Annotated in this window: 10 protein-coding genes; 8 read left to right on the top strand and 2 right to left on the bottom strand. The window is 71.8% G+C overall.

Features of this window, described 5'->3' with window-relative positions:
- The first annotated feature begins 48 nt into the window (after window positions 1-48).
- From ElP_RS29760 to ElP_RS29735, 6 genes are all read left to right on the top strand, one after another.
- Window positions 49-813, top strand: coding sequence for a DUF4058 family protein (locus tag ElP_RS29760; RefSeq protein WP_145276433.1), 765 nt, complete (start codon window positions 49-51; stop codon window positions 811-813).
- 234 nt (window positions 814-1,047) lie between these two features.
- A complete protein-coding gene (locus ElP_RS29755) occupies window positions 1,048-1,815 on the top strand; it encodes a DUF4058 family protein (protein WP_145276431.1) in 768 nt (255 codons plus the stop codon).
- 47 nt (window positions 1,816-1,862) lie between these two features.
- Window positions 1,863-3,065, top strand: coding sequence for a glycosyltransferase family 4 protein (locus tag ElP_RS29750; RefSeq protein ID WP_145276429.1), 1,203 nt, complete (start codon window positions 1,863-1,865; stop codon window positions 3,063-3,065).
- An 83-nt stretch (window positions 3,066-3,148) separates the two neighbouring features.
- On the top strand, window positions 3,149-3,652 hold the full coding sequence (locus ElP_RS29745) for a hypothetical protein (protein ID WP_145276427.1): 504 nt from the start codon (window positions 3,149-3,151) through the stop codon (window positions 3,650-3,652).
- A gap of 109 nt (window positions 3,653-3,761) precedes the next feature.
- A complete protein-coding gene (locus tag ElP_RS29740) occupies window positions 3,762-4,763 on the top strand; it encodes an aldose 1-epimerase (RefSeq protein WP_145276425.1) in 1,002 nt (333 codons plus the stop codon).
- Between the two features lie 57 nt (window positions 4,764-4,820).
- On the top strand, window positions 4,821-7,052 hold the full coding sequence (locus ElP_RS29735; RefSeq protein WP_197446485.1) for a S9 family peptidase: 2,232 nt from the start codon (window positions 4,821-4,823) through the stop codon (window positions 7,050-7,052).
- Window positions 7,053-7,118: 66 nt separating this feature from the next.
- Here the strand turns inward: ElP_RS29735 and ElP_RS29730 are convergent, their stop codons facing one another.
- Together ElP_RS29730 and ElP_RS29725 are read right to left on the bottom strand one after the other, a co-directional pair.
- A complete protein-coding gene (locus ElP_RS29730; protein WP_145276421.1) occupies window positions 7,119-8,387 on the bottom strand; it encodes an HD domain-containing phosphohydrolase in 1,269 nt (422 codons plus the stop codon).
- A 10-nt stretch (window positions 8,388-8,397) separates the two neighbouring features.
- Window positions 8,398-11,649 carry a PAS domain S-box protein gene (locus tag ElP_RS29725; protein ID WP_197446484.1) on the bottom strand — a complete coding sequence of 1,084 codons (3,252 nt, stop codon included), beginning with the start codon at window positions 11,647-11,649 and terminating at the stop codon, window positions 8,398-8,400.
- A gap of 250 nt (window positions 11,650-11,899) precedes the next feature.
- Here ElP_RS29725 and ElP_RS29720 point away from each other — a divergent pair, with 250 nt between their 5' ends.
- Window positions 11,900-12,274 carry a hypothetical protein gene (locus ElP_RS29720; RefSeq protein ID WP_145276418.1) on the top strand — a complete coding sequence of 125 codons (375 nt, stop codon included), beginning with the start codon at window positions 11,900-11,902 and terminating at the stop codon, window positions 12,272-12,274.
- 7 nt (window positions 12,275-12,281) lie between these two features.
- Window positions 12,282-14,309, top strand: a complete 2,028-nt coding sequence (locus ElP_RS29715; protein WP_145276416.1) for a sodium:solute symporter family transporter — start codon at window positions 12,282-12,284, stop codon at window positions 14,307-14,309.
- Window positions 14,310-14,899: the final 590 nt, after the last annotated feature.

Raw genomic sequence — 14,899 nt, 5'->3', positions numbered from 1 at the left:
GGGAAGCGGCCTCGAGCGTTCGGAGTCACCCTCAATCAGGCAGGACCCATGCCCTCACCGTTCCCGGGCATGAATCCGTACTTCGAGCGGCCGGGCCTCTGGCAGGATTTCCACACGGAATTCCTGTCGACGCTCCGCAGGTTGCTCGTCCCTGGGGTTTCTCCGGGTTACATCGTCCAGATTGAGGAACATATCCACATTCACGACCTCGCGGAGGGGGGTCGGGCACTGGTCGGCCGGGCCGACCTGGCCGTCGCCGAGTCTCCCGGCCATGGGGCGGGAAGGGTGGCGGCCGTGATCGAGGCGCCGGCGACCGTGACGCTCCCCGACCAGGAGGTCGAACGTCAGCGATACCTGGAGGTCCGGGACCGTCGGAGCCGAGAACTGGTCACGGTCGTCGAGCTGCTCAGCCCCTCGAATAAGCGGGGAGGGGACGACCGGGGATCGTATCTGGCCAAGCGTCGGGAACGATTGCGGAGCCCCGCCCACCTGGTCGAGATCGATCTCCTTCGAGGCGGCCGTCCGATGCCGATGGAGGATCGGCCCGAGTGCGACTACTCGGTCCTGGTCAGCCGCTCCGAACGCCGACGGGCGGCCGGGCTCTGGCCGATCCGGCTCCGAGAGCGGTTGCCGGTGATCCCGATCCCGTTGAAGGCGCCCGACGGCGACGCGACGGTCGACCTCCAGGAGGTCCTCCACCGGACGTACGATGGCCCGGGGTATGACGGCTATCTGTACGACGGAGCCCCCGAGCCCGCCCTCTTGCCGGAAGCCGACGCCTGGGCCCGGGATTACCTCCCGGCCGCGCGGTAGGATCGTGACGGCGACGGCCGATTCCCCCATCTGCTGCCCACACCCATGCGAATCGCCCTCGTCAGCGAGACGTTCCTGCCCATGACCGACGGCCGGATGGCAATGGTGGCTTGCCCATCAGTGCTCGGATTATCTCACTATCAGCACTGGTAGACGATTCGCCGGTGCCGCTCGACGCGAGCGGCACAGGTCGCCACCCGGGCGGTATTCGCCCCCGAAAGTGAGGTGAATCCGATGCCCTCACCCTTCCCCGGCATGAATCCGTACCTGGAGCGGGCCACCGTCTGGCACGACTTCCACGAGCGGTTCCTCATCCTCGGGGCGGGGATCGTCGGGGCCCAGGTCCGGCCGAATTTCATCGTCAAGGTCGACGAGCACCTCTACGTCCGGGAAGTCCCCGAGGAGCCCCGGCGATTCGCCGGTCGGGCCGACCTCGGGATCATGTCGACCCCGGCCCGGGGGGCACGCGCCGAGGGAGTCGCCTTGATCGAGCCGCCGGCACGCATCCGGATGACGGCGGTGGACGTGGCGCGGGAGGCGTTCCTGGAGATCCGGGACCGGGCCTCGATGGAGGTTGTCACCGTCATCGAGCTGTTGAGCCCGTCGAACAAGCGGAATGGGCCTGATCGCGATCAATACCTCGCCAAGCGGGGGCAGATCCTCGCGAGCCCGGCGCACCTGGTCGAGATCGACCTGCTCCGCGTCGGCGCCCCGATGCCCGGCGAGGACCGCCCCGCGTGCTGCTATTCGATCACGGTCGGCAGGGCGGAAGAACGACTCGATGCGGGATTCTGGCCGATCGGCCTCCGCGACCCATTGCCAGTGATCCCCATCCCCCTCAAGGCCCCCCACCCCGACGCGACGCTCGACCTCCAGGCTCTGCTTCACCGGGTCTACGACGAGGCTGGTTACGAGTTCTACGCCTACGACGGCCCCCCCGAGCCGGCCCTCTCCCCGGAAGATGACGCCTGGGCGAGGCAATTCGTCCCGGCGGCGCGGTAGGATCGTGAACACGACGACGGCCGATCCCTTCGAACCCGCCCACTCCCATGCGAATCGCCCTCTTCACCGAGACGTTCCTGCCCAAGATCGACGGCATCGTCACGCGCCTGACGCACACGATCACCCACCTCCGGAGGGCGGGGGATGAGGTGCTGGTGATCGCCCCGGCGGGGGCGCCGAAGCGGTTCGAGGGGGCCCGGGTGATCGGCGTGCCGGCAGTGCCATTCGCCCTGTATCCGGAACTGAAGCTGGCGATCGCGGGCAAGAAGGTCGGCAAGCGGCTGGTGAAGTTCGAGCCGGACATCATCCACGTCGTCAACCCGGCGGTGCTTGGCGCCTGCGGGGTGGCGCACGCGGTGAAGCGGGACCGGCCGCTGGTGGCGTCGTACCACACGCACGTCCCGAAATATTTGAAGCACTACAAGCTGGGGGCGTTGGAGGGGCTGTGCTGGAAGGCCATCCGGTCGATGCACAACAAGGCGAGGCTGAACCTGTGCACCTCGACGGCGATGATCGACGAGCTGAACGCCCGGGGGTTCCACAACCTCGCCCTCTGGCCCCGGGCGGTCGACACCGAGCTGTTCCGGCCGGGCCTGAAGTCGGACGAGATGCGGGATGAACTCTCGGGGGGCCGGCCGAAGGCACCGCTCTTACTGTACGTCGGCCGCCTGGCGGCGGAGAAGGAGATCGACCGCATCCGCCCCGTGTTGCGGGCGATCCCGGACGCCACGCTCGCCCTCGTCGGCGACGGCCCCGCCCGGGAGAAGCTCCAGAAGCACTTCGAGGGGACCCGGGCCCGGTTCGTCGGCTACTTGAGGGGCGAACGCCTCGCCTCCGCGTTCGCCTCGGCCGACGCACTGGTCTTCCCCTCCAGCACGGAGACGCTCGGGCTCGTCCTGCTGGAGGCGATGGCCGCCGGCTGCCCGGTGATCGCCGCCCGGGCCGGAGGGATCACCGACATCGTGACCGACGGCGTCAACGGCCGCCTGTTCGACCCCAACGACCCCGAGGGCCTGACCTCGGCCACCCGGCGGTTGCTCGACTCGGCCGACCTCCGCGCGTCGCTGCACCGCAACGCCCGGCTGGAGGCCGAGCGCTGGAGCTGGTCCGCCGCGACCGACGCCCTCCGCTCCTACTACCGCTCCGTGCTCGACGGCGGCCCCGTCGCCCCGACCTCGGCCTCCTCCGAGCCCTCCAGCCCCGCACCGTCTCCGTCGCCATCACCCCGCCCGGCCGGCCAGGGCTCCTGAGCCGACCCGGGGCCCGCCGCGACGGTCGAGGCGGGCACGCCCCCCCACCGGCAGGATGATCTCCCATCGACAGGGTCGTCGTCATGGATCGTTGCCTCGACGTGGTCCGCCTCTTCCCCGAGCGGGGGAAGTTCGTCTCCGTGGCCCTCGCCTGCCTGGCGGTCGGCCTGAGCTGTTTGCTGAAGGCGATCGACGCCGGCCCCTCGCTGGCGACGCTCCTGGGGGCGGCCTTCTTCCTGCTCGGGGCGATCAACTGCCTCCAGTCGCTCGACCGCTCCCGATGCCACATCGAGCTCGGGCCGGAGGGGTTCGTCGAGCGCTCCCCGCTCCGGGCCCGGCTGGTGCGCTGGTCCGAGGTCGACGAGTTCGACCTGCTCCCGCTCCCCCGACGCCGGGTCTGGGTCGTCTACCGGCTGGCCGAGCCGGACGGCCCCCGGATCCCCGCCTGGGTCCGCGGGGCCCGGCCTCGGGTCGTGAACCTGTCGGACACCTACGGCCTCGACGCCGTCACGCTGGTCGACCTGCTCAACGACTGGCGCGGTCGCTTCGCCTCCGATCCCCGGGGCCCGATCGGTGAGCCGTCCTGAGCCCCCGGTCGCCTGCCCGATGCCCTTGCCGACGCCCCCCGGGGCGGTTGGAATCGGGGGCGAGGCGGACCCAACGAACCCTGACCTCTCCGCAGCGGAGGATCTCCCGATGGCCTGCCACGTCCGCACCGAATCGCGGCGCGACCGCACGATCTACACCCTCAGCGACGACGAGTCGGGCGCCTCGGCGTCGATCCTGCCGTCCTACGGATTCAACCTCTTCGACCTGAGGCTGCCGGCGGCCGGGGACGTCCGGTCGCTGGTCGTGGCCGATCCCGGCTGGGAGGCCCACCCCGAGAAGCCCGCCCGGCACGGCTTCCCGGTCCTCTTCCCGTTCCCGAACCGGATCAAGGGCGGCCGGTTCTCCTGGGGGGGGACCTCCTATGAGCTGCCGCTCACCAAGCCGCCGCACGCGATCCACGGGTTCGCGCTCGACGCCGACTGGGAGGTCATCGACCACGGCGGGGGGCCCGACGGCGCCTTCCTCACCGGCCGATATCGCCTGCCCCGGGCCTTCCCCGACGGCTCCCCCCGCTGGCCGAGCGACGGCTCCCTCGACATCCGGTATGCCCTGCACGGCCGGTCCCTGACGCTCGACGCCACGGTGGCGAACGAATCGGAGGGGGACCTCCCCTACGGCCTCGGCTTCCATCCCTACTTCCGGCTCCCCTTCGGCCCGGGGGGGGACCTGTCCCGGACGAAGGTGATCATCCCCGCCTCGCGATACTGGCCGCTCGACGAGTCGATCCCGACGGGCGAGACGCTCCCCGTCGACGACCCCCTCGACTTCCGATCGGGCAGGCCGATGGGCGGCCTGAGGGTCGACGCCGTCCTCACCGGCCTTGAGCACGACGCCGAGGGCTTCGTCGTCTGCCGGCTGGTGGATGAATCGCTCGGGGCCGAGTTCCGGATCGGTTTCGACGCGGCCCCGTTCCGGGAGGTCGTCGTCTTCACCCCGCCGTATGCCGACGACGTGATCGCCGTCGAGCCCTACACCCAGACGACCGACGCCATCAACCTCCAGCAGCGCGGCGTCGACGCCGGGCTCCGGCTCCTGAGGCCCGGCCAGCAGGAGAGCCTCCGGATCTCGATGGAGACGGCGGAAGTCTGAGGCGGTCCGGGTCCCGATGCCCCCACACCCTCGACGCTTGAACGAACGATGACGCCCATGCTCACCCCGATCGCCCTGGTCCTCCTCGTGGTCTCCGCCTCGATCGCGATGGCGGCCGGACCGACCCGGCCGAGGAGGACGGTCGACCTCGACCTCGCCGCCGAGCACCCCGCGCCCGGGACCGTCACCCCGACGTCGATCGCCTTCACCCCGGACGGGACGGCCGTCTCCTACCTCCTGCCGGAAGGGAGGGCGCCCGCCCGGGTGCTTTGGCGGGCCGGCGCAGCCGAGGGGGCCGAGCCGGGGGTCATCGCCCGCCCCCCCGACGAGGGGAACACCGACGAGAACGTCTCCCGGGAGGAGGCCCTCCGTCGGGAGCGGATGCGGCTGAGGGACTCGGGGATCACCCAGGTCGTCCGCGCATCGGGCGACGACCTGAGCGTCCTCCCCCTCCAGGGAGACCTCTACCTGCTCCGGGGGACCGGCCCGCTTCGGAGGCTGACCGAGACCGAGTCGCCCGAGATCGACCCGAAGTTCTCGCCCGACGGCGGCCGGGTCGCCTTCGTCCGGGACGGCGACCTGTTCACCGTCGACCTCGAATCCGGGGTGGAGACCCGGCTCACCGAGGGCGCGGCCGACGGCCTGACCCGCGGCCTGGCCGAGTTCATCGCCCAGGAGGAACTGGGCCGATCGACCGGCTACTGGTGGTCGCCCGACGGGGAGCGAATCGCCTACCAGGAAGCCGACGAGCGGCACATCCCCGAGTACGTGATCGTCCGCCAGGGCGAGGACCGGGTCGGGTCCGAGTCGCACCGATACCCCTTCGCCGGGGCCGCCAACGCGAGGGTCCGCCTCGGCGTGGTCCCCAGCTCCGGGGGCCCTACGACCTGGCTCGACTTCGCCGAGGAGGGGGAGGATGTCTACCTCGCGCGGGCCACCTGGGAGGATGCCCGGCACCTGCTCGTCCAGGTCTTGCCGAGGGACCAGGCGACCCTCCGCCTGGTCAGGATCGACGTGGAATCGAACGAGCGGACGACGCTGATCGAGGAGTCGTCCGGCTCCTGGGTCAACCTGCACGACGACCTCGCCGTGGTGCCGGGGACGAAGGAGATCCTCTGGGCGACCGAGCGATCGGGATTCAAACACCTGATGCTCCTGGACCGCAACGGCCGTCCCATCCGGACGCTGACCTCGGGCGACTGGCCGGTCGACGCCACGGTCCACCTGGACGCGAGGAGGAGGGAGGTCTGGTTCCTCGCCGGCCGGGAGTCCCCGACGCGCCGCGACCTCTACCGCGTCCCGCTCGACGGCGGCGACGTCGAGCGGGTCACGGGGGGGCTCGGCTACGTCTCCGCCGCGGTCGTCTCCCCGGACGGGGATCGGGCCGTCATCACCTCCTCGACGAGCGAGCATCCCCCGGTGACGACCCTGATCGACCGCACCGGGGACGCCCTCGTCACGCTGTCCGACGCCGGGACGGACCCGAGGCTCGACGGGCTCGACCTCGTCGCCCCCCGGCTCACCGAGTTCGAGAACCGGGACGGCGAGACGCTGTTCGGGGCCTACTATCCGCCGGTCGGGGCCGGTCCGGGGGGGAAGGCGCCGATGGTGGTGCTCGCCTACGGGGGGCCCCACGTCCAGCGGGTGACCGAGTCGTGGGGCCTGACGGCCGACATGACGGCGCAGTTGCTCGCCTCCCGGGGGTTCGCCGTCTGGAAGTGCGACAATCGGGGGTCGTCCCGCCGGGGGCTGGCGTTCGAGTCGGCCCTGGCCCGGAGGATGGGGACGGTCGAGGTGCGCGACCAGGTCGACGGCGTCCGGTTCGCCGCCGCCTCGTACCCCGAGGCCGACGCCGACCGGGTGGGCATCACCGGCGGCAGCTACGGCGGCTACCTGACCCTCCGGGCGCTGCTGCTGGCCCCCGAGGTGTTCGACGCCGGGGTGGCGATCGCCCCGGTGACCGACTGGGACGGCTACGACACCGGCTACACCGAACGCTACATGGGCACTCCCGCCGACAACCCCGGGGGTTATGCCGACTCGTCGGTGCTGGACAAGGCCGGGCGGCTCGAAGGGGCGCTGCTGATCGTCCACGGACTGCTCGACGAGAACGTCCACTTCCGGCATTCCGCCCGGCTCGTCGCCGCCCTGATCCGGGCCGGCAAGCCGTTCGAGGTGCTGCCGATCCCCGACGAGCGGCACTCGACCCGGAGGGTGGAGAACCGCCGGGCGATCCTCGACCGGGCCGCCCGGTTCTTCGAGCTCCACCTGGGGCCGGGAGGGGGATGAGGGCGGCAAGTCGCGGGCGATCCCCCTCCCGGGGCCGCCGCCGACCGGGGGCTTGGCCGGGGCGGGTCATGGGGCGTCGGACAGGTCCCGGTAGACCGAGAGGATGTCCTCCCGGGCGAGGAAGAAGGCGTCCAGGACGAGGGGGTCGAAGTGCGACCCCCGGCCCGCCGAGAGGATCTCGAAGCATCGGTCGATCGGCAGGGCGGACTTGTAGGGGCGGCGGGTGCTCAGGGCGTCGAAGACGTCGGCCACGGCGGTGATGCGGCCCTCCATCGGGATGTCCTCGCCGCGGAGGCCCAGGGGGTAGCCGCTGCCGTCCCAGCGCTCGTGGTGCGACAGGGCGATCCGGGAGGCCAGCCTCAGCAGGGTGGAGTGGCCCCGGTCCAGGATTTGGGCGCCGATCTCGGTGTGCCGGCGGACGCTCATCAGATCCTCGGGGTCCGGGCGGTCGGGGGCCGCGCTCTGGAGGATCCCGTGGCCGAACTGGACGTGCCGGCGCATCAGCTCGAACTCGTCGGCGGTGAGGGCGCCGGGCTTGCGGAGGATCGCGTCCGGGATGCCGATCTTGCCCACGTCGTGCAGCTGGGAGGCGTCCTCCAGCAGGGTCGAGACCTCCGGGGGGAGGCCGAGGTGGGAGGCGATGATCCCGGTGTATCGGCCGACCCGGAGGACGTGCCTCCCGGTCTCGTCGTCCCGGAACTCGGCGGCCCGGGCGAGGCAGCGGATCACGTCCCGGCTGGAGGCCTCCAGCTCCTCGGTCCGCTCCCGGACGGCGGCCTCGAGGCTGGCGGTCTGCTCCAGCAGCGAGTCCCGGTGCGCCTTGGCGAGCAGGACGTTGCGGACCCGGACGGTCAGCTCGCTGGGGTCGACCGGCTTGGCGAGGAAGTCGGCCGCCCCCAGCTCCAGGGCCCGGAGCCGGGTGGGCTGCTCGACGGCGCCGCTGAGGACGACCACCGGGGGCAGCCCCTCCCCCCGACCCGAGGCCTGCATCTCCGAGAGGATGTCCAGGCCGCCGACCCCGGGCATGATCAGGTCCAGCAGGACGAGGTCGGCCTCGCCGCCGAGGATCACGTCGAGGGCCCGGCCGGGGTCGTCCAGCGGCCTGGGCCCGAGGTGGCCGGCCTCCCGGAGGTGGCGGCAGACGATCCGGGAGACGATCGGCTCGTCGTCGACGACGAGGATCCGGGCCCCGGCCAGGTCCCCGGTCGCCCGGGGCCTCGGGCCGGCCCCCCGGGCCGGGGCCTCGGCCGCCAAGGGCATCGGCCGGGGTGCGACGGTCGCCTCGGTCGCGGTCGCGGTCGCGGTCGCGGTCGCGGTCGCGGGATCGACGGACATGCGGGCCTTCCTATGCGAGGATCGGTTCGGGGGCGGTGACCCGGGCGGCGGTCGAGCGGACGAGCCCGTAGGCCTCCCTCAGGTCGCTCTCCTGGCCGAGCGGGGCCAGGCGTTCGAGCCGGGTGGCCGGCTCGGTCAGCTCGTGGAAGCCGGCCGTGCCGCCGGAGCCCTTGAGCCAGTGCGCAAGCTCGGACAGCGCCTTGCGGTCGCCTCGCCGCAGGGCCTCTCCCATCTCGTCGACCTTCGCGCCGAGCCGATCGACATAGGAGGCGACCAGCCCCCGGATCTCGGGGTCGTCCATCGGCAGGGTCGAGACGATCGGGCCGCCCCCGCCCCCGCCCGGGGACTGGGGTCGGGGAGCTGGGGAGGCGACGGCGGGGCCGTCCATCGCCCGGGAGACGGTCGACAGCAGCCGGTCAATCTCGATGGGCTTGGTCAGGTATCCGGAGCAACCGGCCTCGAGGCAACGGCGGTCGTCCCCTCGCATGGCATGGGCGGTCAGGGCGATGATCGGCCCGCCGAACCCGCGCTCCCGCAGCAGGGAGGCCGTCCGGTACCCGTCGAGCACCGGCATCTGCATGTCCAGCACGATCAGGTCGAAGTCGACCCGGGCGACGGCCTCCAGGCACTCCTCGCCGTTGGCCACGCAGGCGACCGAGGCGCCGGCCCGGGAGAGGATCAGCTGGACGAGCCGGCGGTTCTCCTCGCCGTCGTCGACGACCAGCAGCTGCTTGCCGGAGAGGCGGGAGGTGGGGGCGGCGTCGGCCCGGGGCGTCTCCACGGCCTCGGCCGGCGGGGCGTCCAGCAGCCGGAGCCCCTCCGCCGGCCCGGCGGCGACGGAGGCCCGGAAGATGCTGCCGACGCCGAGCTGGCTGACCACCGTCAGGTCCCCCCCCAACCCCCGGGCGATGTGCCGGCTGATGGCCAGGCCCAGCCCCGTGCCCCCGTTGCGCCGGGTGACCGAGCCGTCGGCCTGCTCGAAGGGGTCGAAGATGCGGGAGAGGTCCTCGGGGGCGATCCCGGCGCCGGTGTCGTGCACCTCGACGGTGAACATCGGCCCCCGCTCCCCCGGCTCCAGCAGGGCGACCAGCCGGACGCCGCCGAGGTCGGTGAACTTGATGGCGTTGCCCACGAGGTTGACCAGCAACTGTCGGAATCGGGACGGGTCGGTCCGGATCTCCTCCGGGACCCGGCTCTCCCAGCGGCATCCCAGCCGCAGGCCCTTCTCCGAGGCGGCCACCCGGAGCACCGAGAGGACCTCGGAGAGGATCCGGTGCGGCGAGCAGGGGACGAGCTCGAAGTCGAGCTTCTCGTTCTCGATCTTGGCCAGGTCGAGGATGTCGTCGATCAGGGTGCGGAGGTGCCGGCCGCTGGAGAGGATCGTCACCAGGTACTCGACGCGGTCCTCCCGGGAGACCTCGTCCCCCATCAGCACCTCCGCATAGCCGAGGATCGCGGTCAGCGGGGTGCGGATCTCGTGGCTCATGTTGGCCAGGAATCGGCTCTTGGCGCGGTTGGCCTCCTCGGCGGCCTCCTTGGCGGCGCGGAGCGACTGCTCGTGCAGGCGGCGGTCGGTGATGTCGCGGAGGTAGCCGGTGAAGACCGGGCGGTCCCCGGAGGTGATGGGGGTGATCGCCAGCTCGGCCGGGAATTCCTCGCCGCTCCGGCGGACGGCCCTCAGCTCGATCCAGCGGCCCACGACGGCCCCGTCGCCGTTCTCCCGGAAGCGGGCCATCCCCCGCTCGTGGGCCTCCCGGAGGTCGGGGGGGATGATCAGCTCCGAGAGCGATCGGCCGGCGGCCTCGCCGGCCTCGTAGCCGAAGATCGCCTCGGCGGCGGGGTTGAATTCCAGGACCCGGCCGCGGTCGTCGACCGTGATGATCGCGTCCAGGGCCATGCGGAGGATCGCCGCCTTGCGGCCCTCGCTCGAGAAGAGCGCCCGGGCGGCGGACTCCCGGACGATGCCGAGGGCCACGGCGTTGGAGATCGGCCCCAGCGCGTCGATCGTCGCCTGGTCGATCGGGGACCGGGAGAACAGGGCCATCACCCCGACCGCCCGCCCCTCGACCAGCAGCGGGACGCCGGCGAAGGCGACCATGCCCGTCTCCCGGGCCCAGGAGGGGTCGCCGACGTTCGGGTCGTTGGGGACGTCGTTGGTGAGCAGGGGGCGGCCCGTCCGGGCGATCCGACCGATCTTCAGGGCACCCAGCGGGACCCGGGCGTGGGCCCCGTCGAGGTGGGTATAGAGCCCGGCGCTGGCCCGCAGGACCAGGCTGTCGTCGCCGGGTTCCAGCGTCCAGATCCGGGCGAAGGCGGCGTCGAGGTGGCGGACCATCGCCTCGCAGCAGGCGTCGAGGCGTTCGGAGAGCGCGTCGCCCCGGGTCAGGGCCAGGCCGATGTCCGCCGAGAGGGCCGCCAGCCGGGCCCGCTCCCCCATCTCCCGCTCGGCCAGCTTCCGGGCGGTGATGTCGCTCTCGATGGCCATGAAGTGGGTCAGGGCGCCGGAATCGTCCCGGACCGGCTGCACCTCCAGGCTCAGCCAATAGGGCCTCCCGGACCTGGAGTAGTTCACCACCTCGGCGCGGAAGCCCTCGCCCCGGAGCCGGTGGTCCCGCATCGAGGCGACCACCCCCGGGTCGGTCTCGGGGCCCTGGAGGAACGAGCCGGGGCGGCGGCCGATCGCCTCTTCGGCCGGGTACTCGGTGATCCGGGTGAAGCCGTCGTTGACCCACTCGATGACCCCGTCCGCGTCGGTGATGATCACGGCGTTGTCGGTCCGGCTGGCGACCAGGGCGAGCTTGCGGGCCTCGGCCTCCCGGGCGCGGAGGGCCTGCTCGACCTGCTCCCGTTCGACCACCTCCCGGCAAAGCCGCTCGTTGAGCCGGGCGATGTCCGGCAGCTTCAGGGCGTCGGGGATGACCCGGATCAGCGCCACTACGGTGAACCACGAGACGACCGCCGTGGCCGCCTTGACCAGCCCCGCCAGCCGATACACCGGGTGCCAGAAGATGACCGCCTCGATGAGGTGCCCGATCCCGCAGGAGAGGATGAACGCCCCGAAGAGCCAGCCGATCCGGGGGAACGGCACGTCCCGGCGTCGGATCAGGAAGTAGGCCAGCACCAGCGGGATCGACAGGTAGGCGCCGAAGATCCCCAGGTCCGAGCCGACGTGCAGCCAGCCCAGCCCCGGGGTCCAGTTGCCGCACCTCCAGCGGCCGGGGAAGTCGGAGGTGTCCAGCAGCCTGGTGAAGAAGTCCGCCATGGGTCCCCGCCGGCGTTGAGGGTGGGGCCGGGCCGGCCCGGGTCGGCGTCTCCGGGCCGACCATCCCGACCATAGGCCACGATCGCCCGATCGGCGAATCGAGCCGGGCCGATCGCCGCCGGGGCGGCCCGCGGCGGGGCATTGCGTCGGGCCCCGGCCTGTGCGAAAAGGGGTGACCATCGCCGGCCGCTCCCCCGGCCGGCACCGAGCCCCACCCCCCGACCCGACCCCCGAACGAGCGGCGCCCACGATGGCCGACCCCGACGACGACCCCGTCTACCTCGACTCCCGCCGGGAGGCCCTGGTCATCCTGCTGGCCTGGCTCGCCTGCATGATCTGGACGGTCTCGTATTGCTATGTGAACGGCTATACCCGCCACGACCGGGTGGCCGGGGAGGTCTCGGCGCTGGTGCCGGACCTGGGGCGGTTCGACCGGACGCCCGACTCGCTGGGCACCCCCTTCGGCCTGGGGATCCCGGACTGGGCCCTGTGGGGGATCGTCGTGCCCTGGGTCGCCTGCGTCGGCTTCAGCGCCTGGCTCTGCTTCGCGTACATGAAGGACGACCCCGAGCCGATGGACCGCGGCGAGGACGAGCACATGGTCGACCCGGCCCGGGGAGCCTGACGAGACGATGAACCACGAGATCGCGACCGGGCTGGTCTTCCTCGGCTACATGGTCGGCGTCTTCGGACTGGCGATCCTCTCCAACCGGCTGTTGCAGTCGAAGTCGTTCCTGGCGGAGTACTTCCTGGGCAGCCGGGGGCTGGGGGTCTGGGCCCTGGCCTTCACCTTCGCGGCCACCAGCGCCAGCGGGGGGAGCTTCACGGGGTATCCGTCCCTGGTCTACACCTATGGATGGGTCGTGGCCCTCTGGATCGCCAGCTACATGATCGTGCCCCCGGTGACGATGGGCCTGCTGGGCAAGCGGCTCAACCAGGTCGCCCGGCGGGCAGGGGCCATCACCATCCCCGACGTGATCCGGGAGCGGTTCGCCTCGCCGGGCCTGGGGCTGCTGGCCTCGGGGGTGATCGTCTTCTTCACGCTCACGAACCTGATCGCCCAGTTCAAGGCCGGCGGGATCATCCTGAACGTGCTGCTCGAAGGCACGCCCGGGTACCGGGACTCGATCGTCCCCTGGGTCGAGGGCACGGGGATGCTCTCCCCGCTGCTGGCGATCTCGGGGACCGACACGGGGTACGTCATCGGCCTGCTCCTGTTCTCGTTCACGGTGGTGGTCTACACGGCCTACGGCGGCTTCCGGGCGGTGGTCTGGACCGACGTGATGCAGGGGATCGTCATGGGGGTCGGCGTGCTGCTGCTGATCCCGTTCACCATGGCGGCGGTCGGCGGGCTGGGGACGGCGACCCGGGAGATCGCCGAGCGGCCCCCCCGGCTGGTCGTCGGCCTCGCGGCCCGGGACAACGCCATCGAGTACCGGGGCCTGACCCCGGCCGACGTGATGGTCGAGCACCGGCTCGCCCCGGCCGAGGGGCCCGAGATCGACGCCCCGGCGGTCGACGTGGCCGAGGACGACCAGGGCCGGGTCCGGGTGTCGGTCACGCTGCCCCGAGGCCGGGGGGACGAGCCGGGGGCGACCGCCCGGCAGGTCGTCGAGGCGGTCGGGGCCTCTCCCGAAGCCTCGCGATGGGTCGTCGCCGAGGTCCCGATCCTGGAGAGCTACCCCGGCCTGGCCGGCGCGGGCACCGCACCCTTGACCGAGGATCCCAACCACCTGAGGCCCGGCAGCGACCTGGTCTTCGGGCCCGGCCTGAAGCAACGGGGCAGGGGGGCGGGGGACCCGTTCCACCCCATCGGCATGGCCATCTCCTTCTTCTTCATGTGGGCGATCTCGGGGGCGGGACAGCCCGGGACGATGGTCCGCCTGATGGCCTTCAAGGACAGCAAGACGCTCCGGTACGCCCTGTTCACCGTCACCATCTACTTCGGCTGCATCTACCTGCCGATCATCTTCCTGTTCACGGCCGCCCAGCAGGTGATCCACCCCGCCGAGCTGACCGCCGGGTCCGACCAGATCATGCCCCAACTCGCCAGTCGGGTCGCCCCCTGGTGGCTGGCCGGGATCCTGATCGCCGCCCCCTTCGCGGCGGTGATGTCCACCGTCGACTCCTTCTTGCTGCTCATCAGCTCGGCCGTGGTGCGGGACATCGTCCAGCGGAGCATCAACCCCGACCTGTCCGAGAAGTCGGTGAAGGTCATCAGCTACACCACCACCGCCGTCAGCGGCGTGCTGGTGACCCTGATGGCCCTGAACCCGCCGAGGTTCCTGCAGGACTTCATCGTGATGACCGGGGCCGGCTTCGCCGCGACCTTCCTGGCGCCGATCGCCCTGGGGATCTACTGGAAGCGGATGACCCGGCTCGGCGCCTGGTTGGCGATGCTCGGCGGCTTCCTGGCCACCGTCGTCCTGTTCGCCCCGGTGATGCTCGGCCGGCCCCTGGCGGCGATCGGGGTGTCCTGGCGGACCGAGGAGATCAACCTCTTCGGCCTGCACCCGCTGCTCTGGGGGCTGGTCGCCTCCTTCGGACTGGGGATCCTCGGCAGCCTCGTCGGCCCCAGGCCGCCCGAGGCCCTGATCCGACGCTACTTCTCCCGCCCCGAGCGGGCGGGGCTGGACGACGCCATGCCCTCGGGACGCTGACCGGATCGGCTCCGGTGCGCCGCGGCGCGCCGGGCGGAATTGGTCGATTGGTGTTCTCCCGGAACGGGTTGCGGAAACCGGGTTGGGTTCGTTCGGCGAGGCACTCCCCGGGGATTGGCTTCGTTTTGCGCCGGCAGCGAGGGGAGGCGTCGAGGGATTCCTGAGCGGCCCATGTCCGTACCCGTCCCGGTGGGGGATGCGTGGGAGGCCGGCCGGGCGGCGTCGGGCGGTCGGCCTGCCGGGACGCGGGCGGTGCGCCTCGGTGGCGGGGGCAAAATCGGGCGACATTCCTTTCAGGGAATGGTGTTGCGGCAAGCGGGCTGGGTTCGTTCCGCTCGGGCGCACCAGGCCATCGGGTTCGTTTCGCGCCGGGCGACCTGCCGGGTCGGGGGGCCCTTGGGGATGGGGGACGGGGGACGGGGGCAAGGCTGATCCCTCATCAGGAAAGCGGAGCGGCATGCCCCTATCGTCCGTCGGTCGAACGCCCATTCTCATCGGGTTGCCGAGTCGCCGAGCCCTGGGACCGGCCGGGGAGAGCGGCCGGAGAGTGCGGGGGACGATCCCCTTCCGTTATCATCGTGGAGAATCGG

Origin of the sequence: Tautonia plasticadhaerens, assembly GCF_007752535.1 — a bacterium.
GTDB classification, from domain to species: domain Bacteria; phylum Planctomycetota; class Planctomycetia; order Isosphaerales; family Isosphaeraceae; genus Tautonia; species Tautonia plasticadhaerens.
This window is presented reverse-complemented; position numbering and strand designations above follow the sequence as displayed.